The sequence below is a fragment of the Sedimentibacter sp. LTW-03 genome (assembly GCF_052059825.1).
Classification (GTDB): domain Bacteria; phylum Bacillota; class Clostridia; order Tissierellales; family Sedimentibacteraceae; genus Sedimentibacter.
This window is the reverse complement of record NZ_CP197180.1, coordinates 2,551,550-2,572,108: the sequence shown is the minus strand read 5'-3', so window position 1 is coordinate 2,572,108 and position 20,559 is coordinate 2,551,550. Positions and strand designations below refer to the sequence as shown.

Here is a 20,559-nt window from a genome sequence, read left to right as displayed (position 1 = left end):
TATGAACGGTTATATTGTAGCATTTATATCGGCAGTCATAATATCTTTTATTATGACTCCTCCTGCGCGTAAGCTTGCAATTAAAGTCGGGGCATTGGATGTTCCGAAAGATCCGAGAAAAATACACAGCAAACCTATGCCATATTTTGGAGGACTTGCTATTTACATTTCTATAATGGCATGCATGTTTGTGTACATGCCGAGAAACGCAACAAACCTGCATATAATGGCTGGAGCTACCTTGATTGTTCTTACGGGAATAGTTGATGACATGTATGATATGCCTGCAAAGATTAAAATGCTTATGCAGGTTATAGCTGCTATGGTTGCCATAAAGGGTGGAGTTCAGATTCATTTTATTACGAACCCTCTCTCGGAAACAGGCATGAGCTATCTTTTGACATGGCTTTCATATCCCGTAACATTATTTTGGCTAGTTGGGATAACAAATACAATAAATCTAATTGACGGACTGGACGGACTTGCTTCCGGAGTAGCCAGCATAGCGGCTACAACTCTTCTTTTTACTGCAGCAAATATGGGACATGATTTTATTGTTATGCAGTGTGCTATTATTGCGGGAGCTTCGCTGGGATTTCTTCCTTTTAACTTCAATCCCGCAAAAATATTTATGGGAGATACAGGCGCGCTGTTGCTTGGATACATGCTTGCTGTTACGTCCGTTTCGGGAATGGTAAAAAGTGTTGCGGCTGTTGCGTTGGCGGTGCCTATATTTGCATTGGGACTTCCGATTTTTGATACAACTTTTGCCATTATCAGAAGATATTTGAACAATAAACCGATAATGCAGGCTGATAAAGATCATCTGCATCACAAGCTGATGAAGTCAGGGCTTAACCAGAGACAGACTGTACTTATAATGTATTTTATAAGCATGATGCTGGGAATTGTTTCAATAGCAATAGCCGATACAGAACCGTTTGTAGGCATAATTGTTGCTACGATTGTAGTTGTGGCAGTATTTTATTTTGCTAAAATCGGCGGATTGTTTACCAGAAAAGAACAGTAAAAAATAATCTTGTTACATAGGAGGTTTCATGAATAAAATAAAAACTCTCATTATCTTTGGGACACGCCCGGAGGCAGTTAAAATGGCTCCAATAGTTAAGGCACTTAAAAGTGATGAAGAGCATTTCACAACGAAAATATGCGTTACTGCACAGCATAGAGATATGCTTGACCAGGTTCTGAAAATATTTGCCATAGAGCCGGATTATGACTTGAACATTTTCCAAAGCGGACAGACGCTTACGCAAATAACATGCAGAGCACTGAGCGGTCTGGAGGAGGTTGTTGAGGATTTTAAGCCTGATTTGATACTGGTTCAGGGAGATACTACAACAGTATTTACCGGAGCTTTGGCAGCCTTTTATCATCAAGTAAAAATAGGACATGTTGAAGCGGGGCTGAGAAGCGGAAATATGTATTCTCCATATCCGGAAGAAGCAAACCGCAAGTTGACCGGAGTTATAACGGACTTTCATTTCGCTCCCACCGAAATATCAAAAAATAATTTGCTGCGTGAGGGCTATGAAGAGTCTAAAATATTTATTACAGGAAATACGTCCATAGACGCATTAAAATGGGTTATAGATGATAATTATAAATTTGAAAATGAGAGTCTTAACAAAATAGATTTTAAAAATAAAAAGGTTGTGCTACTAACTGCTCACAGAAGAGAAAATATTGGCAAGCCTATGGAGGATATTTTCTCAGCGGTTAAAGAAGCTGTACAGAAGAATGATGATGTGGAGGTAATATACCCCATGCATTTGAATCCAAAGGTGAGAGAAATAGCAAGGAAGGTTTTTGGAGACATGGACAGAATTCATTTAACAGAGCCTTTTGATTACCTTCCATTCACCAACCTAATGAATAAGTGCTACCTGGTTGTTACAGACTCGGGAGGTGTTCAGGAAGAGGCGCCGTCACTTGGGAAGCCTGTGCTTGTTGTAAGAAGAGAAACCGAAAGACCCGAAGGCATTGATGCCGGTACGGCAAAACTGGTTGGAACTGACAAAGAGAAAATATTTGCTGAGTTGGATGCGCTTATTAACAGTGAAGATGAATACAAAAAAATGGCTAATGCAGTTAATCCTTACGGAGACGGAATGGCTGCAGAACATATCAGAAAAGCTATTATAAGCAAAATGCTTTAATATTGGATAATACGAATTTAACCCGCCCTTTGGCGGGTTTTTTTAAAAAAAATATTGACAAAGAATTATTTTTATTATATACTTCGAATATCAAAATATTAGACAAAGGATAAATGTATAAATCAAAATAATAGATATTTAAATCAATGGAGGACATAATGATCTTAGAAAAGGTTAAAGAAATTTTAGTTGAAGAATTGGATGTTGAAGAGGAAAATATAAAATTAGAAAGCAAAATTAAGGACGATTTGGGAGCTGATTCACTGGACTTATTTGAATTAATAAGCAAAATTGAAGATGAACTGGATGTAACGATTGAGGAAGATGATTACGGCAAGCTTGTCACAGTAGGGGACATCGTAAATTACATTGAAAGCAAACAAAATTAATAATATCATCTTGATGATTTTCATCAACCTAAAACGCCTTGACAGGCGTTTTCTCATATGTGAAACATGTCAGATTAAGTAATAAATACAAAGGAGATTATATGTTAAAGTCAAATATATGTAGCCTCTTGAATATAAAGTATCCAATATTTCAAGGGGGCATGGCTCAAATATCAGATGCGGGGTTGGCGGCTGCGGTTTCAGAGGCGGGAGGTCTCGGTGTAATAGCTGCGGGAAACAATACTGCCGAAGCACTCAGAAAAGAAATAAAAAAGATTAAGGATCTTACAGATAAGCCGTTTGGCGTTAATGTTATGCTTTTAAGCCCTCATGCAAAGGAAGTGGGGATGATGCTTATTGAAGAAAAAGTTCCCGTTATTATAACAGGTGCCGGTAATCCGGGGAAATATATGAAGCTGTGGAAGGAAGCGGGAATCAAGGTTATACCTGTAGTTCCGTCAGTTGCATATGCAAAGCATTTGGAGAAAGCAGGAGCTGATGCCCTAATTTGTGAAGGGACGGAATCAGGCGGACATGTGGGTGAAATAACGACTATGTGTATTACACCACAGGTTGTTGATGCTGTAAGTGTTCCAGTTGTAGCAGCAGGAGGTATAGGTGACGGAAGAGGAATTGCCGCTGCATTCAGTCTCGGTGCGCAGGGTGTGCAGGTTGGAACAAGATTTTTGCTGGCAAAAGAATGCAATGTACATTCAAACTATAAAAACAAGGTTAAAAATGCCAATGATACAGATACAGCGGTAACAGGCAGAAAAACCGGACATCCGGTTAGGGTTTTGAAAAATAAGTTGGTTAAGCAATTTAAAGATTTAGAAAAAAATAACGCTGATGTTGAAGAAATGGAGCAGCTGGGAAGAGGACGGCTTTACAAGGCGGCTGTAGAAGGAGATGTGGATTACGGCTCTGTAATGTCCGGGCAAATTGCCGGGTTGGTTAATAAAGAGCAGTGCTGTGAGGAAATAATTGAAGAGATGTTTGAAGAAGCAGAAAAAATAATGCAAGAATTAAGTTCATTAGTAACGGGAGGAAAAGATGAGTAAGACCGCTTTTGTATTTCCGGGACAGGGTGCACAATATGCCGGAATGGGAAAAGACTTTTATGAAAATTTTAATGAAAGCAGGGAAATATTCGAAAAAGCAAACCAAGCCCTTGGATTTGACATAACAAAATTATGCTTTGAAGGTCCGGATGAGGACTTGAGCATAACTAAAATTACACAGCCTGCCTTGTTGACGGTATGCATGGCAATTTATGAGGTTATTAAGAAGAATTCAAAGATGGATTCTGTTGTGATGGGAGGATTGAGCCTTGGAGAATATTCAGCGCTTACAGCTGCCTCTGCAATGGATTTTGAAACTGCGGTAAAACTTGTTTATAACCGAGGTAACTATATGCAGAATGCCGTTCCTGTAGGTGAGGGAGGAATGATGGCTCTGTTGGGATGTACGGCTGAGGACGCAATTCGCTTTTGCAATACTGCTACAGAGAGGTTTGGATTGTTGGAACCTGCTAATTTTAATTGCCCCGGTCAAATTGTAGTGGGCGGTAAAAAAGAAGCAATTGAAAATGCCATGCAGCAGACCAAGGAATTCAATATTAAGAGAGCTGTACCTCTTCAGGTAAGCGCGCCTTTTCACACATCCATGCTTAAACCGGCAGGGGCAAGGCTGAAAGAAGATCTAGAAAAAATAAAATTCAGCAAACCATTATGTTCAGTAATATCCAACGTGGATACTGAATACTACAATGATGATTCCGCTATTGCCGACAAGCTTGAGAAGCAGGTTTACAACCCGGTGAGATGGGAAGAATGCGTAAGAAAAATGATATCAGACGGTGTGAGCACATTTGTTGAGATAGGACCCGGAAAAACACTGTCAAGTTTTTTAAAGAAAATCGACAAAAATGTCAAATCGATAAATGTGGACAGCATTGCTTCTCTTGAAACGTACCTGCAGATGTCATACGCATAGGCAACGTTGTTAAAAAAGGAAGTTTATTTTAAATATCGATAAAAGGAAGGGGAATTATGAAAACTGCAATAATAACAGGAGCTTCAAAAGGAATTGGAGCTGTCATTGCGTCAAGATTAAATGAATTGGGATATAATCTTGTGCTAAATTACAGAAGCAGCACGTCTTGTATGGAAGAGCTTATAAGCAATTTCAGCAACAAGGATACGGAGAATATTATTGTTCAATGCGATATATCAGTGTATGATGATGCAAAAAAACTTATAGACTCGGCTTTCAAGGAGTTTGGATCTGTGGACGTGCTTATTAACAATGCAGGAATAACTAAGGACAATCTTCTTCCTCTAATGACGGAGGAAGAATTCGACAAGGTTATTGATACAAACCTGAAAGGAACATTTAACTGCTGCAGGCACATAGCGAAAAGAATGCTGAAGCAGAAGCACGGAAGAATTATAAATGTATCATCAGTGGTAGGGCTTGCTGGAAATGCAGGGCAGGTTAATTATTCCGCGTCTAAGGCGGGAGTAATAGGTATGACCAAGTCCATGGCGAGAGAATTAGGAAAGAAAAATATTCTTGTTAATGCCATAGCACCGGGATTTATACAGACAGAAATGACTGATAAAATCCCTGATAATATAAAAGCAGAAATGATGAAAAATATTCCGCTGCAGAGATTAGGGCAGCCAAGTGATATTGCGGATGCAGTAGAATTTTTAATTTCAGATAAAGCATCATATATAACTGGGCAGGTATTGTCTGTTAACGGCGGATTTTATATGTAATAAGAATGCAGGAGCTGGTAGATAGCACAGCTCATTTAGTAGGAGGATTTATGAAAAGAAGAGTTGTAATAACAGGTGTTGGTGTTATAAGTCCCATAGGTTCAGGAGATGAATTTTGGGAAAATGTAAAAAAAGGCAAGTGCGGAGTCAGCCCCATTGAATCTTTTGACACAAGCAATTTCAATGTAAAGCTGGCGGCAGAAATTAAAGATTTTGAACCGACGAATTATATAGATAAGAAAGAATCAAAAAGAATGGACAGATACAGTCAGTTTGCAATAGCGGCAGCTGATATAGCAGTTAAAGATTCGGGTCTGGACATTGAAAAAACAGACAGTGACAGGTTTGGATGTGTTGTAGGAAGCGCTGTAGGCGGTATACACACCATTGAAAAAGAACACGAAAAGCTTCTTACGAGAGGCCCTGGAAAGGTATCTACATTTTTTATACCTATGATGCTTTCAAATATGGCATCGGGGCTTGTTGCTATAAAATATAAAGCTAAAAATATCAACTATTCAACGGTGACTGCATGTGCCACAGGAGCTAATGCCATAGGAGAATCCTATAAAAGGATTCAGGACGGAATATGTGATGTTATGCTGGCCGGAGGTTCGGAGGCAGCCATAACTCCGTGCTCTATAGCAGGCTTTCATGCGTTGACTACTTTGTCAACAACTACAGATGTTAACAGGGCATCAATACCGTTCGATCAGGAAAGAAACGGATTTGTAATGGGCGAAGGCGCCGGTGTAATGGTGTTGGAAGACTATGAGCATGCTGTTAAAAGAGGTGCCAAAATATATGCCGAAATAGTGGGATACGGAGCAACATGTGATGCATACCATATGACATCTCCTGATCCAAGCTCAGAGGGACAATCAAGTTCCATGCTTCACTCAATTGAGGATGCAGGCATTAAACCGGAAGAAATAGGATATATAAACGCTCACGGAACAAGCACTAAGTATAATGACAAGTTTGAAACACAGGCAATTAAGAACATATTTAAAGAGTATGCTGTCAAAATTCCTATAAGCTCAACTAAATCAATGACAGGCCATTTGCTTGGAGCTGCCGGTGCTGTTGAAGCAATAGTTTGTGCAAAGTCCCTGCAGGATTCATTTATACCCGCAACAATAAACCACTTGGTAACAGACCCCGATTTAGGATTGGATTTTGTTCCCAACAAAGGTGTTGAAAGAGAATATGACTACGCACTGTCCAATGCTTTTGGGTTCGGAGGGCATAATGCCACACTTATATTAAAAAAATATAAAGGGAACTAAGCCATGATTTATGACTCAATTGATATACAAAGAATAATTCCACACAGATATCCAATGCTCTTGGTTGATAAAATAGTTGAGCTGAAAAAAGGAGAAAAAGCTGTGGGGATAAAGAACGTTACAATTAATGAGCAGTTTTTTCAGGGGCACTTCCCGGGAAATCCTGTAATGCCGGGAGTGTTAATAATAGAAGCGCTGGCACAAACGGGAGCGGTGGCTATATTATCTCTTGAAAAATTCAGCGGAAGTACAGTTTATTTTGGCGGTATTAAAAGTGCCAGGTTTAAGAAGAAAGTAATTCCCGGAGATACTCTTAAGTTAGTTACGGAAATAACGAAGTTGAAGGGAAGTTTTGGAATCGGCAGTGCTGTTGCATACGTAAACGATGAAATTGCAGCAGAAGCAGAGTTAATTTTTGCGGTGGAAAAGCAAACAAATGTAAAATAACAATATAATTTAATGGAAAAGTATGTTATAATAAGAGAGTTATAACATACTTTATATTTTTGTGGAAACAATATTAAAAAATGGATATTTAACAATATGTTAATATTTTAACGTAAATATTAAAAAAAGTTAAATATTTTATGTGCGTAACATATGTTACGGATAAATATAAAAAAACCATTATTTTTTTAATAAGACAAAAGTCAAAAATCAATTACATTATTTTTGTAAGGAAACACAGTGGATTTCCTTTTTTATTAAGCAGGCAATTGTTTTCGAAAAATAGTTATGCTGTCTTGACAATTTTGTTTTTTGAAATTATAGTAGTAGCATGGGCAGAATTTTTATATTTAAAAAATTTTAAACAGAGGCGGTGGTAAAGTGTCAATTGAGGTTATCAAGGTAATAAAAGAAGCTGAAGAAAAGGCAGAATCAATTAAAAAAGAAGCCGGGCAGCAAGCTAAGCAAATTATTACCGATGCTAATGCGCAAGCTCTGCAAATTACAGAACAAGCCCGAGAGTCTGCTGAAAATGCAAGCTCCGAAGTTTTGAAAGTTGCAGAATCCCAAGGTCGGGAATTATTTGATGACATTATTAATAAAGCCGATAAAGAATGTGAGGACATTTTAGAGAAGGCAGATGAAAAAATGGATAAAGCAGCTTCTATAATACTGGAAAGGATAGTGAATACCAGTGGCGATAGTTAATATGAACAAAATAAGCATAGTGGGCTTAAACAGCGAGAAATCATGGCTTGTAAAGGATATTATGGATTTAGGCGTTGTTGAAGTAAGCTCTCAGGATTCAAAGTTAGCAGATCCCGAATGGCTTAGCTATGTGAAAAAAGACGGAAACGAAGATGCAGTGCTGAACTACGATTCTAAAATTTCAAAAATCAATGATGTTCTTATTACTCTTGAAGGTTATGATACCAGCAAAAAACCACTATTTAGCACAAGAAGGTTAGTATCATCGAAGGAATTTGACAGCATGGTTGACAACATCAATGATGTTGAAGGAAATGTAGCAAAGGTGGTCGAGCTAAGCAAGTCATACAATAACCTGTGCTCTGAACAAAATAAATTGGAAACTTCAATTTTGAGTTTAAAGCCATGGGTAAAATATGAATTGCCCCTAGAATTTCGTGAAACAATATATACAAGCATATTTATCGGTGTTGTTCCCAGTGTCATTGATGTTGACAGGCTGAAAAGTGATCTAGACCAAGAAACTGATAAATATGTTATAGACATACTTGCTAGCGACAAAGAGCAGTATTATATTACTACTATTTGCTTAACTAAAGAAAAAGATGACGTTTATGAAGTATTAAAGCAATTTGGCTTTAATAATGCTGAATTTAAGGATTTAACTGGAACAGCTTCAGAAAATATTGCTTTGTATGAGAAAAGGTTAAAAGAAATATCAGAAAGTAAATCTGCTATTGAAAAAAACTTTTCTGAATATGTTCAATATAAAGAAGAAATACAAGCTTATTATGATTATTTGACAATCGAAAAAGACAAGAATAAAATATTAGGCAACATGCTTAAGACAGATACTACATTTTACCTTCAGGGATGGATCCCTGATTCAAGTAAGGAACAGATTGGCTCCGTATTAAAAAAATATGAATGCTGGTTTGAAATCAGTGAACCTGAAGAAGGGGAACCGTATCCTATATTATTAAATAATAATTCTTTTTCACAACCATTTGAATCAATTACAGAGTTGTACAGCCTACCTTCACCTACGAGTATTGACCCTACAAGTATAATGGCTCCGTTCTACATGATGTTTTTCGGTCTGATGCTTGCAGATGTAGGCTATGGCGCGATAATATCCGGTGCATGTTTCATAATCCTCAGAAAATTTAATATCGAAGGCAACTTGAAAAAGATGATGAAAATGTTTTTCTACTGCGGATTAGCTACAATTTTTTGGGGAATAATGTTTGGAAGCTATTTTGGAGATGCACTTACAACTATTGCAAGAGTTATGTTTAATGGAGACTTTGCAATAAAACCTATATGGATTAACCCTATTACTGAACCGATGACGCTTTTAATTTTCTCTTTATTGTTTGGCGTGGTGCACCTTTTTGTGGGAATGGGCATCAAGGCATACATGGATATAAGGGACGGACATCCGTTGGACGCATTGTTTGATATAGGGTTCTGGTATGGTTTCATAATCGGTATCGCGTTATGGTTATTTGGAAACTCAGTAATAGCAGGCTCTAACGTAGTTGGAAAATGGATGACAATTGTATTTGGAATCGGCCTTATTTTGACTCAGGGAAGAGAGAAGGAAGGATTGATTTCAAAGCTATTTAGCGGAGTGTTGAGCTTATATGGAATTACAAGTTATTTAAGTGATGTATTATCATACTCTAGACTGCTTGCATTAGGCCTTGCTACAGGAGTAATATCTTCCGTTGTAAGCGTACTAGGTTCGTTAGGTGGCACAGGGATATTTGCATCAATACTGCTGGTAGTTGTTTTACTGATAGGACACACATTTAATATTGCAATAAACTCACTGGGTACATTTGTCCATGCAGCCAGATTGCAATATGTTGAATTCTTCGGTAAATTCTACGAAGGCGGAGGGGACGCGTTTAACCCTTTTATGAAGAAAACAAAGTATATAAAAATTACAAAATAAACAATATCTTAGGAGGTAATTTTAAATGGAACAACTTTTTTCAACAGGTACTTTTTTAGCAATTTTTGGAGCAGCAATAGCAGCACTTGCAGGATGCGGTAGTGCAGTAGGTATAGGATATGCCGGTTCAGCGGCATGTGGAGTTATGGCAGAAGACCCTAAGAAATTCGGAGCTACATTGATTCTGCAGGCATTACCTGGAACTCAAGGTATTTACGGGCTTTTGATATCTTTCATTATCTTAAATAAGATAGGATTTTTAGGCGCAGACGTAGCAGCTTTAACAGTTGCTCAGGGCGGATACTTTTTGGCAGGATCCATACCCATCGGTTTAGTAGGTATTATTTCTGGTATTCATCAAGGTAAAGTATGTGCATCTGGTATCATGCTGATTTCTAAAAAACCTGACCAAATCGCTAAACCTATGGTTTATGCAGCTATGGTTGAAACATACGCAGTATTGGCTCTGCTTGTATCATTCCTTATAATAAACGGTATAGTTATATAATGTATATTTGGTTAAAGATAAAAAATATAATAAGGATGTGATATAGGTGGGCATTGAAAATATTACTAAGAATATTTTAGATGAAGCGAACAGCACTGCTGAAGGCATAATAAAGAACGCAGAAAATAAAAGCTTGCAAATAATTGAAGAAGCTAAAAAACAAGCAGAAGAAATTTTAAGCGGTGAAGAACAAAAATCTAAAGCTGATGCTGAAAATTTAAAAAACAGAATGATTTCTTCCGCCGAGCTTCAAAGAAGAAAGATGATTCTAGGCACTAAACAGCAAGGTATAAAAAAAGGATTCGGTGCTGCTTTAAATAAACTTAAAGAAATGCCTGAAGATAAATATATAAGCTTTTTAACGGAACAAATTATAAATATTCCCAATTGCAGCGGAACTATTATCTTAAATGAAAAAGATAAGGAAAGAATTGGCGATAAGTTGGTAAATCTGGTTAATAATAAATTAAACGGAGAGAAGCTTACATTGAGCGAAAAAACAACTAACTCAATTGGAGGTTTCATCCTTAAAAACGGAGATATTGAAATTAACAGCACATTTGAAATGCTGTTAGACTCCATAAAAGATGAACTGACAAATGATGTAGCTAATGTTCTTTTCGATTAATTTCAGCTGAAAGGAGGAATGACTTTGGCTAAATTAACAGGTACGGATTATATTTTTTCTGTTGCTAGAGTGCGAAGTGTTGAAAAATATATGTTGTCGCATGAGAGAGCTGAGAGAATGATAGATGCAAAAACCGCTGAAGATTCCATTAGAATATTGGAAGAATGCAATTACGGATATGAAAATGAAGCTGTAAATCCGGATGATTTTGAAAAACTATTGACGGAAGAGCATAAGAAGTCTTATGATTTTATTATGTCAATAGCTCCGGAGCTCAGTTACTTCAGAATGTTTTTGTATCCATATGACTATCATAATTTAAAAGTTCTTATGAAAGCAGAATATTTGGGGATTGACGCAACGGATTTATTGGTAGATACAGGGACGATTAATATAAAAGTTCTTAAAAACTCACTTAATGAAAGAGACTTTTTACCATTGACCGAAAATATGGGCAAGGCATTGAATGAAATTATAGATGCTTTTCCAAAGTTAAATGATCCTCAAATAATAGATATTATATTAGATAAGTATTGTTACGATGAAATGTATAAATCGGCGGAAGATACAGGAAGCCAGTTTATTGTTGATTATGTTAGAATGCTTATTGATACAATTAATATAAAAACTTATGTGCGTTTGAAGAGGATGGATAAATCTTGGGATTTTTTCAGCAAAGTTTTTATTAAAGGCGGAAATATCAGCGAGCAAACTTTTATAAGCAATTATAATGAGACGCTAGAAAAATTTGCAGAACAAATTTCCGGATATGGATTTAAGGAAGCTTTTCTTGAAGGTGCTCAATACTTAGAAGAAACCGGTTTATTTGCGGTATTTGAAAAACTTCTTGACAATAAATTAATTCAATTCATTAAAGATGCTAAGTTTGTTTCATTTGGCATTGATCCGCTTGCGGCATATTTGATTGCAAAGGATAATGAGATAAAAATTGCAAGGATTATAATGGCAGGTAAACTTGCAGGTATCTCGCCTGAATTAATAAGAGAGAGGTTGAGAGAAACTTATGTATAAAATAGGTATTATAGGAGATAAACAAAGTGTTCTCGGGTTTAAGGCTGTGGGACTCGACGTGTTTGGTTGCACCACCAAGGACGATGCAAAAGGTAAACTGCAGAAAATTGCAAATGAAGACTATGCTATTATCTATATAACAGAAAACTTCTATGACGAAATCAGAGACACTATCTATGAATATGGTGAAAAGCGTCTGCCGGCAATTATTCCTATACCGGGTATGAGCGGAAGCCGCGGAATAGGATTTGAAAATATCAAAAAGGCTGTTGAAAAGGCAGTTGGTGCGGATATATTATTTAACAACGATTAACTAGAGTTATAAAAAATGAAAGCAGGTGATTCTTTTAATGAGCCAAGGTAGAGTAGTAAAAATATCAGGGCCGCTGGTTATAGCCGAAGGTATGAAGGAAGCAGACATGTTTGACGTTGTACGTGTTGGTGATCAGGCGCTGATTGGCGAAATTATTGAGATGCGCGGTGACAAAGCATCCATTCAGGTATATGAAGAAACAGCAGGGTTAGCTCCAGGAGCTCCTGTAGTAACAACAGGTGCTCAGTTATCGGTTGAACTGGGACCTGGCCTTATAGAAACAATTTATGACGGAATTCAGCGACCGCTGGAAGAAATAAGAAAAATTGCAGGACCGAACATTGCCAGAGGTATAAGTGTTCCGTCTCTTGACAGAGAAAAGAAGTGGGAATTTGTACCGGTTGCAAAATCAGGAGACAAGGTTCAAACTGGCGATATTATCGGTACTGTTCAGGAAACAATGGTTGTTCAGCAAAAAATTATGGTTCCTTACGGTATAAGCGGAACCATAACTGAAATAAAATCAGGCAACTTTACTATTGAAGAAACAGTATGTGTTGTAAAAAAAGAAAACGGTGAAACAGTTAATGTAACAATGATGCAAAAATGGCCTGTAAGAAAAGGCAGACCATATAAAGAAAAACTGGTTCCTGATAAGCCTCTTGTAACAGGACAGAGAGTAATAGATACTATGTTTCCTATTTCAAAAGGCGGAGTTGCAGCTGTTCCGGGGCCGTTCGGAAGTGGCAAGACGGTTGTGCAGCATCAGCTAGCTAAATGGGCGGATGCAGAAATTGTTGTTTATATAGGATGTGGTGAGCGAGGAAACGAGATGACTGACGTTTTGATGGAGTTTCCTGAGCTTAAAGACCCAAGAACAGGCGAATCATTGATGAAGCGTACAGTATTAATTGCCAACACTTCAGATATGCCTGTTGCGGCCCGTGAAGCGTCAATATACACAGGTATCACAATTGCAGAGTATTTTAGAGACATGGGATACTCAGTTGCTCTTATGGCAGATTCTACATCGCGCTGGGCGGAGGCTCTTCGTGAAATGTCCGGACGTCTTGAAGAAATGCCGGGTGAAGAAGGTTATCCAGCATATTTGGCATCCAGACTTGCTCAGTTCTATGAAAGAGCAGGAAGGGTAATCAGCCTCGGAGCTGAAGGAAGAGAAGGTGCGTTATCAGCCATCGGTGCTGTATCACCTCCTGGAGGAGACATATCAGAACCGGTATCACAGGCAACATTGCGTATAGTTAAGGTTTTCTGGGCACTTGATGCACAGCTTGCATACAGACGTCACTTCCCTGCTATTAACTGGCTGAACAGTTACTCTTTATATGCAGACAGATTGAATAAATGGTTTAATGAAAATGTAGCAAAAGATTGGTCGGATCTTCGTTCGGAAGCAATAAAGATGCTTCAGGAAGAAGCTGAGTTAAATGAAATAGTTCAGTTGGTAGGTGTCGACTCACTATCTGTTGGAGACAGATTAAAGCTCGAGGCAACACGATCAATAAGAGAGGACTATTTGCACCAAAATGCGTTCCATGATGTGGATACTTACTCGTCTCTTGATAAACAGCATAAGCTGCTTACATTAATTTTGAAATATCATGATGACGGTATTGCAGCCTTGAAAGAAGGAGCTGATTTTAAAGCACTATCAGACCTTCCTGTAAGGGAGAAAATAGGGAGATTCAAATATACTGAAGAAAAGAATGTACAAGAAGCTTTTGATAGTATTAAAAAACAGCTTGAAACTGAAATGTCAGCTCTTGTATCAAGCAAGGAGGTCGAATAATATGATTAGAGAATATAAAACAATATCTGAAGTAGCGGGACCTTTGATGCTTGTAAAAAATGTTGAGAATGTTGCGTATGATGAATTAGGCGTTATCGAACTTCCAAGCGGCGAAACAAGGAGCTGCAGGGTTTTGGAAATTAACGGCAGCAACGCATTGGTTCAGCTTTTTGAAAGTTCAGCAGGTATTAACCTTGCAGAGAGCAAGGTGAAATTTCTCGGAAGAGGCATGGAGCTTGCAGTATCCTATGATATGCTTGGCCGTGTATTTGACGGGCTGGGCAGACCTATTGACAACGGACCGGAAATAATACCGGAAAAAAGACTTGATATAAGTGGTCTTCCGATGAATCCTTCGGCGCGTGACTATCCCGATGAGTTTATACAGACAGGTGTTTCGGCAATAGATGGACTGAATACATTGGTTAGAGGGCAGAAGCTGCCTATATTCTCAGGATCAGGTCTTCCGCACGCTGACTTGGCTGCTCAAATTGCACGTCAGTCAAAAGTTTTGGGAACAGAGTCTAAATTTGCCGTTGTATTTGCGGCTATTGGTATAACATATGAAGAAGCGGATTTCTTTATTTCAGACTTTAGAAAAACAGGTGCCATTGACAGAACGGTTCTGTTTATGAATCTGGCTGATGACCCTGCTATTGAGCGTATTTCTACTCCTCGTATGGCTCTTACCGCAGCTGAATATCTTGCATTTGATAAAGGAATGCACGTGCTTGTAATTCTTACAGATATTACAAACTATGCAGAGGCACTTCGTGAGGTTTCGGCAGCTCGTAAGGAAGTTCCAGGAAGACGTGGATATCCAGGATATTTGTACACTGACCTTGCTACACTTTATGAAAGAGCCGGAAGGAAAAGAGGTATGGAAGGATCTATAACAATGATCCCTATATTGACTATGCCTGAGGATGACAAAACACATCCTATTCCGGACTTAACAGGATATATTACAGAGGGCCAGATAATTTTGTCTCGTGAATTATACAGAAAGAACATCAAGCCTCCTATAGATGTACTTCCTTCATTGTCACGTTTGAAGGACAAAGGTATAGGAAAAGGAAAGACAAGAGAAGATCACTCAGATGTTTTAAATCAGCTTTTTGCGGCGTATGCTCGAGGTAAGGAAGCTAAGGAACTTATGGCAATTCTTGGAGAAGCAGCACTTTCGGATACAGATAAGTTTTATGCAAAATTTGCCGATGAGTTTGAGAAAAAATATGTTTCTCAGGGTTATGAAACAAACAGATCAATAGAAGAAACATTGTCTATTGGTTGGGATTTGCTGACACTTCTTCCAAAGAGCGAATTAAAACGTATCAGAGACGAATATCTTGAAAAATACTATCCGAAACAAAATTAGTGAGGGGTGTTAAGTTATGGCAAGATTAAATGTAAATCCGACCAGAATGGTATTAACCTCTCTGAAAAAGCGCTTAAAGGTGGCAGTAAAGGGTCACAAGATGCTTAAGGATAAACGTGATGAGCTTATGAAGCAATTTTTGGAGCTTGCCAGAGAAAATAAAGTTTTGCGTGAGAAGGTTGATTCACTTATAGGTGATGTATATTCAAACTTTGTTATAGCCAGTGCTGTAATGTCATCAGAGGTGCTGAACGAAGCGTTGATGTATCCAAAACAGGGTGTTTCAATAGAGGTGAGCAATAAAAATGTTATGAGTGTAGATGTTCCGGTTTTTGATTTTAAAACAACAACTGACGATACATCAAACATTTATCCATATGGTTTTGCAAATACTTCTGCCGAACTGGACAGCGCTATTGAGAATTTGTCGGATATTTTTCCGGAAATGCTTAAATTGGCGGCAGTGGAAAAAGAGGTACAGCTTTTAGCGGCTGAAATTGAAAAAACCAGAAGAAGGGTTAATGCTCTTGAATATGTTATGATTCCTCAGTTCCAGGAAACAATTAAGTATATACAGATGAAACTGGATGAAAACGAGAGAGGGAACCAAACCAGACTTATGAAGGTTAAAGACATGATGGTTCAGGAAGCAATAGAAGAAAAACAAGAATTCACGAAGGCTGCTCTTGATGAATTCAGTTCAAAAGAGTAGATTTGATTGATTTTACTAACAGCTTAAATGTTATTTAAAGGCAGTGCCTATATAATTAGGGCGCTGCCTTTTTACTTGACAAAAATTAATAAAACATATATACTTTGACTATCAAATAAATAGATATTTAAAACAATGGAGAAAATATGGAATTAAAAGAATTGAAAATAGGAAATCTAACCGCTAAAATTCCAATAATACAAGGCGGTATGGGCATTGGTGTATCGTTGTCAAATCTTGCGTCCGCAGTTGCCAATGAAGGCGGGATAGGTACAATATCCGGCGTGCAGATAGGTTTTCGTGAACCTGACTTTGAAAATAATCCTGTTGAAGCTAATTTGAGAGCTATGGCAAAGGAAATAAGAAGAGCTAGAGAAAAAACAAAAGGAATTATAGCCATGAACCTGATGGCTGCCATGAACAATTATGAGCTTTATGTAAAAAAAGCTGTGGAAGAAAAGATAGATTTAATAATTTCAGGCGCGGGATTGCCGCTTGCGTTGCCAAAAATTGTGAAAGGTACATCAACAAAAATTGCTCCAATAGTATCGTCTGCTAAGGCAGCAAGGATAATAATAAAAAGCTATTTAAAACATGATAGACTTCCGGATGCCGTAATAGTGGAAGGTCCGCTGGCCGGAGGGCATCTGGGATTTAAAATGGATGAAATGCTCCAAAAAAAATATGCGTCTTTAAAGGAAATTGTTAAGGAAGTTAAGGAACTTATAATAGGGATTGAAGCAGAAAATGGTGTTAGAATTCCTGTTATTGCTGCAGGGGGTATACGAACGAAAGCTGATATGGCAGAACTGGCTGCCCAGGGGGCAGACGGATTTCAAATAGCTAGCTTGTTTGTGCCAACTGTTGAATGTGATGCTCATGAAAATTTTAAACTTGCATATGTCAATACATCCGAAGACGACGAAATGATAATTAAGAGTCCGGTTGGTATGCCTGCGAGAGCAATTAGAACTAATTTTCTTATTGATTCAATTTCAAATGGATGCAAGGTGGGCAAGTGTTTTAAGTGCATGCCCGGATGCAATCCTTTGACAATTCCTTATTGTATCTCAAAGGGTCTGATAGATGCGGTGGAAGGTCGTGACGGATTAATATTTTCCGGTTCAAATTTAAGTGGCATTAATAAAATATCCACGGTAAGAGAAGTAGTCAACAGTTTGTTAATATAGAGTTTCAAAAGAATAGAAATGCACTATAATGCATGTATATTCTTTTACATTAACGACATATGGCATGTATAATCAGCATTTTAGATACACATAGCCTTTTATTAATATCTATAAAGTTTCAAATTACTCTATTATTTATACTTGACTTCATTTAAAATTGCAATTATACTTATAATATTATATTGCTGAAACAGCAATAAATACTATAAGGAGGTTGTATTATGAGAGGAGATACACTACAAATATTTATTTCGATGATTGTGTATATGGCCGTTGTAATAGGCATCGGATTGTATTTCGCAAAACGTGCCAATGAAAGCAGCGAGAACTTTTTTTTAGGAGGAAGATCGCTGGGTCCACTGGTTACGGCAATGAGTGCAGAAGCTTCGGACATGAGCGGATGGTTGTTGATGGGTCTGCCTGGAGTGGCTTATTGGTACGGTTTGAGTGATGCAATATGGACAGCTATTGGTCTTGCAGCGGGAACATATCTTAACTGGTTGTTTGTAGCTAAAAGGCTGCACAACTATTCTATAATAGCAGGAGACTCCATAACGCTTCCCGACTATTTCAGCAATCGGTTTAAGGAAAAGAACAAGGTAATTATGACTATTTCTGCTGTATTTATTTTGGTATTTTTTACTGTGTACGCATCAAGCTGCTTTGTTACTGTAGGTAAACTGTTTAATGCATTGTTCGGCTTTAACTACCATTTTATGATGATTGCAGGGGCTGTATTTGTGCTGGCGTATACATTTTTAGGAGGATTTCTGGCTGAAACTGCATCCGATACAATGCAGGCATTTGTAATGATTTTTGCACTAATTGTTATTTTATCTATTGGTACGGCTGCTGCAGGAGGAATATCTGTGGTTGTTGCCAATGCTGAGAGTATTCCGGGATTCTTTGAATTTTTCGGTATAGCATCGCCTGCTTTGGATGCAAGCGGTAAGCAGATTGTTGCTAATGGAGTTCCGCAATTTAATGAAGCCGGAAAATATGGTTTATATACAATTTTATCAACAATGGCCTGGGGGCTGGGCTACTTTGGTATGCCTCAAGTGCTTTTGAGGTTCATGGCTATACGTAATTCAAATGAGTTAAAAACGTCAAGAAGAATTGCAACAGTTTGGGTTGTTATTTCTTTGGCTGCTGCCGTATCAATAGGTATTATAGGAAGAAGCTTATTTCCTGTTGCTCTTGCAACCTACAGCGAATCAGAAAGCATATTTATAGTCATGTCATCAAAATTATTGCCTTCAATGCTTGCAGGATTTGTAATGGCTGGTATTTTAGCAGCAACTATAAGTTCATCGGATTCTTATCTGCTTATAGCAGCATCAGCATTTTCAAAGAATATTTACCAGCACCTTATTAATAAAGAGGCAACAGATTTAAAGGTTATGAATCTTTCAAAAATTATCTTATTTGTGATAACAGTGGTAGGAATGATAATAGCTCTTGATGAAAACAGCGTGATATTTACAATTGTTTCATTTGCATGGGCAGGATTTGGAGCAACGTTCGGACCTATTATTCTTCTATCTTTGTTCTGGAAGAGAACAACAAGAGAGGGAGCTATTGCCGGTATGCTGTCAGGAGGAATAATAGTATTCATATGGAAGCTTATTCTAAAACCCATGGGCGGAGTATTCGGAGTATACGAACTGCTTCCTGCATTCATAGTTTCATGTATATTTATCTATGTTGTTTCAAAATTAACTCCGGAACCGTCTGATGAAATACAAAAAGAATTTGATATGGCAAGAAGCAAATAAAAAGTCGATAATGATACGCTTTTATAAATTTTTAAACTTATAGAAATATTATTATTTTAGAAATTATATATAGATTCCGCAATTTTGCGGAATCTATTGTTTTATAGAGAATCATAGGAAGTTTTAGTAATCCGTTAATTGACATTAAAGTTAGCTTGTGCTAACAAAAATTAAATGTTTTAATTTTAATATAGAAATTGCTTGCTTAGGAACAGGAATGATATGAATATAAGTAAAGCCGTGCTGTTATGTAATATTTTCTTGCGAATGAAGACGTTGTTTATTTAAATACATAAGATTATCGATACGTTCCAAAAATACCTTTGAGCTTATCTCTTTCTCGGATTTATTTGAGAAATAATCATATCCGATACTCAGACTTATTTTATATGGAACCGAATTTTTAATATTAAAAAGTGATACGTTTTTCTTAAGCCTTTGTACCGTAGCAGCAAGGTCTGACGGCGTACATATTTCCATCATAACGATGAATTCGTCTCCTCCATATCTTGCAATGAAATCATTTTTTCTGAAGGTATCTTTAAGAATGGAGGCAGTATATTTAAGAGCCTGATCTCCAATATGGTGACCGTATGAATCATTAATCATTTTGAAATAATTTAAGTCAATCATAATGCCGGCAACAAGCCTGTTGTTTCGGCTTTTAATTTTTGTGTTTAAGTAGTTATCCAGAGATCTTCTATTATAAAGGCCCGTAAGGTAGTCTTTGTGAAGCTGATTATTCTGAATGTTTATAAAAATAATCAATATAGATGCGGTTACGCAAGTCCAAATAATGATAACACCGTAAAAAAAATATTGGATAATGCCTCCGACTGCAGTTATAATTCCAAATGAAATCAAACAAAAATATTCTTTTTTTTCTACATTTTTTCTATTTTGCACCATAAACGAAGTTGTATAAATTATTATTAAAAGACATATAATCAGCAAAAGATGGACATATTTCCCACGATTATAGATGTTGTTGTCATCGATAATAAAATAAATATTTTCAAAAATACTTGCAATTGACAATATTAAGTTGATTAAAACAGGTATAAGCATCGGGAAAAACATCTTTTTCAAATGCTCTTTACTGCCGTTAATGTAAAAATCTACATAAAAATACCATGTGATACATATTAACGGGTTAAGAATATTATACATTACAGCTGATAGAATATGCAGAAATCTGGTATGGTTTCCTTGAATTCCGTTTAATGACCACATTGCAGTGTCAAAAAACAGAATAAGAATATCAGTAAAAATCAGAACTAAAAAAAGTTCTTTGCCAGTTATACAGTGATTGCATTGATGATAAATACTTATAAATATTAGTAATAGTATTATTATAGAAAAGCAATTCAACTCAATATATTGAAGTGTTTGAAGCTCCATGGGGAGTCCTCCTTAATCATTTGCACGTATGATTTAATTATATTTCGAAAATA

At 37.2% G+C, this 20,559-nt stretch carries 20 protein-coding genes; 19 read left to right on the top strand and 1 reads right to left on the bottom strand.

Going from position 1 to position 20,559, the window contains the following annotated elements; translation table 11 throughout:
* Nucleotide 1 precedes the first annotated feature (1 nt).
* The 19 genes from ACS3UD_RS12655 (at nt 2) to ACS3UD_RS12565 (ending at nt 19,105) form a co-directional block, all read left to right on the top strand.
* Nucleotides 2–1,030 carry an MraY family glycosyltransferase gene (locus ACS3UD_RS12655; protein WP_213923927.1) on the top strand — a complete coding sequence of 343 codons (1,029 nt, stop codon included), beginning with the start codon at nt 2–4 and terminating at the stop codon, nt 1,028–1,030.
* Between the two features lie 28 nt (nt 1,031–1,058).
* On the top strand, nt 1,059–2,180 hold the full coding sequence (wecB, locus tag ACS3UD_RS12650) for a non-hydrolyzing UDP-N-acetylglucosamine 2-epimerase (RefSeq protein WP_308139272.1): 1,122 nt from the start codon (nt 1,059–1,061) through the stop codon (nt 2,178–2,180).
* Nucleotides 2,181–2,338: 158 nt separating this feature from the next.
* Entirely contained in the window at nt 2,339–2,569 is a 231-nt protein-coding gene (gene acpP / locus ACS3UD_RS12645) for an acyl carrier protein (RefSeq protein WP_308139273.1), read from the top strand.
* Between the two features lie 101 nt (nt 2,570–2,670).
* Nucleotides 2,671–3,630 (top strand): enoyl-[acyl-carrier-protein] reductase FabK, encoded by a 960-nt coding sequence (fabK, locus tag ACS3UD_RS12640; protein ID WP_308139274.1) that lies wholly within the window; start codon nt 2,671–2,673, stop codon nt 3,628–3,630.
* Nucleotides 3,623–4,564, top strand: coding sequence for an ACP S-malonyltransferase (gene fabD / locus ACS3UD_RS12635; RefSeq protein WP_308139275.1), 942 nt, complete (start codon nt 3,623–3,625; stop codon nt 4,562–4,564). The genes fabK and fabD overlap by 8 nt, the downstream gene beginning before the upstream one ends.
* A gap of 56 nt (nt 4,565–4,620) precedes the next feature.
* Complete coding sequence (fabG, locus tag ACS3UD_RS12630) at nt 4,621–5,352, top strand: 3-oxoacyl-[acyl-carrier-protein] reductase (RefSeq protein ID WP_308139276.1); 732 nt, start codon at nt 4,621–4,623, stop codon at nt 5,350–5,352.
* Between the two features lie 50 nt (nt 5,353–5,402).
* Nucleotides 5,403–6,641, top strand: a complete 1,239-nt coding sequence (gene fabF / locus ACS3UD_RS12625; RefSeq protein WP_308139277.1) for a beta-ketoacyl-ACP synthase II — start codon at nt 5,403–5,405, stop codon at nt 6,639–6,641.
* A gap of 3 nt (nt 6,642–6,644) precedes the next feature.
* A complete protein-coding gene (gene fabZ / locus ACS3UD_RS12620) occupies nt 6,645–7,088 on the top strand; it encodes a 3-hydroxyacyl-ACP dehydratase FabZ (protein ID WP_308139278.1) in 444 nt (147 codons plus the stop codon).
* A 381-nt stretch (nt 7,089–7,469) separates the two neighbouring features.
* The gene (locus ACS3UD_RS12615) at nt 7,470–7,796 is read left to right on the top strand and encodes an RNA methyltransferase (protein WP_308139279.1); all 327 of its coding nucleotides are present in this window, start codon (nt 7,470–7,472) and stop codon (nt 7,794–7,796) included.
* Between the two features lies 1 nt (nt 7,797).
* Nucleotides 7,798–9,756, top strand: coding sequence for a V-type ATP synthase subunit I (locus ACS3UD_RS12610; RefSeq protein ID WP_308139280.1), 1,959 nt, complete (start codon nt 7,798–7,800; stop codon nt 9,754–9,756).
* 25 nt (nt 9,757–9,781) lie between these two features.
* Nucleotides 9,782–10,264 (top strand): V-type ATP synthase subunit K, encoded by a 483-nt coding sequence (locus tag ACS3UD_RS12605; protein WP_308139281.1) that lies wholly within the window; start codon nt 9,782–9,784, stop codon nt 10,262–10,264.
* A 46-nt stretch (nt 10,265–10,310) separates the two neighbouring features.
* Nucleotides 10,311–10,892, top strand: coding sequence for a V-type ATP synthase subunit E (locus tag ACS3UD_RS12600; protein ID WP_308139282.1), 582 nt, complete (start codon nt 10,311–10,313; stop codon nt 10,890–10,892).
* Nucleotides 10,893–10,916: 24 nt separating this feature from the next.
* Entirely contained in the window at nt 10,917–11,924 is a 1,008-nt protein-coding gene (locus ACS3UD_RS12595; protein ID WP_308139283.1) for a V-type ATP synthase subunit C, read from the top strand.
* The gene (locus ACS3UD_RS12590; protein WP_308139284.1) at nt 11,917–12,237 is read left to right on the top strand and encodes a V-type ATP synthase subunit F; all 321 of its coding nucleotides are present in this window, start codon (nt 11,917–11,919) and stop codon (nt 12,235–12,237) included. The genes ACS3UD_RS12595 and ACS3UD_RS12590 overlap by 8 nt, the downstream gene beginning before the upstream one ends.
* Nucleotides 12,238–12,274: 37 nt before the next feature.
* The gene (locus ACS3UD_RS12585) at nt 12,275–14,047 is read left to right on the top strand and encodes a V-type ATP synthase subunit A (RefSeq protein WP_308139285.1); all 1,773 of its coding nucleotides are present in this window, start codon (nt 12,275–12,277) and stop codon (nt 14,045–14,047) included.
* Nucleotide 14,048: 1 nt separating this feature from the next.
* A complete protein-coding gene (locus tag ACS3UD_RS12580; RefSeq protein WP_308139286.1) occupies nt 14,049–15,425 on the top strand; it encodes a V-type ATP synthase subunit B in 1,377 nt (458 codons plus the stop codon).
* Between the two features lie 16 nt (nt 15,426–15,441).
* Complete coding sequence (locus ACS3UD_RS12575; RefSeq protein WP_308139287.1) at nt 15,442–16,137, top strand: V-type ATP synthase subunit D; 696 nt, start codon at nt 15,442–15,444, stop codon at nt 16,135–16,137.
* Between the two features lie 146 nt (nt 16,138–16,283).
* Nucleotides 16,284–17,327: an NAD(P)H-dependent flavin oxidoreductase gene (locus ACS3UD_RS12570; RefSeq protein WP_308139288.1), complete on the top strand. Its 1,044-nt coding sequence runs from the start codon at nt 16,284–16,286 to the stop codon at nt 17,325–17,327.
* A 221-nt stretch (nt 17,328–17,548) separates the two neighbouring features.
* Nucleotides 17,549–19,105: a sodium/proline symporter gene (locus ACS3UD_RS12565; protein ID WP_308139289.1), complete on the top strand. Its 1,557-nt coding sequence runs from the start codon at nt 17,549–17,551 to the stop codon at nt 19,103–19,105.
* 246 nt (nt 19,106–19,351) lie between these two features.
* Here the strand turns inward: ACS3UD_RS12565 and ACS3UD_RS12560 are convergent, their stop codons facing one another.
* Nucleotides 19,352–20,506 carry a GGDEF domain-containing protein gene (locus ACS3UD_RS12560; protein ID WP_308139290.1) on the bottom strand — a complete coding sequence of 385 codons (1,155 nt, stop codon included), beginning with the start codon at nt 20,504–20,506 and terminating at the stop codon, nt 19,352–19,354.
* Between the last annotated feature and the right edge of the window lie 53 nt (nt 20,507–20,559).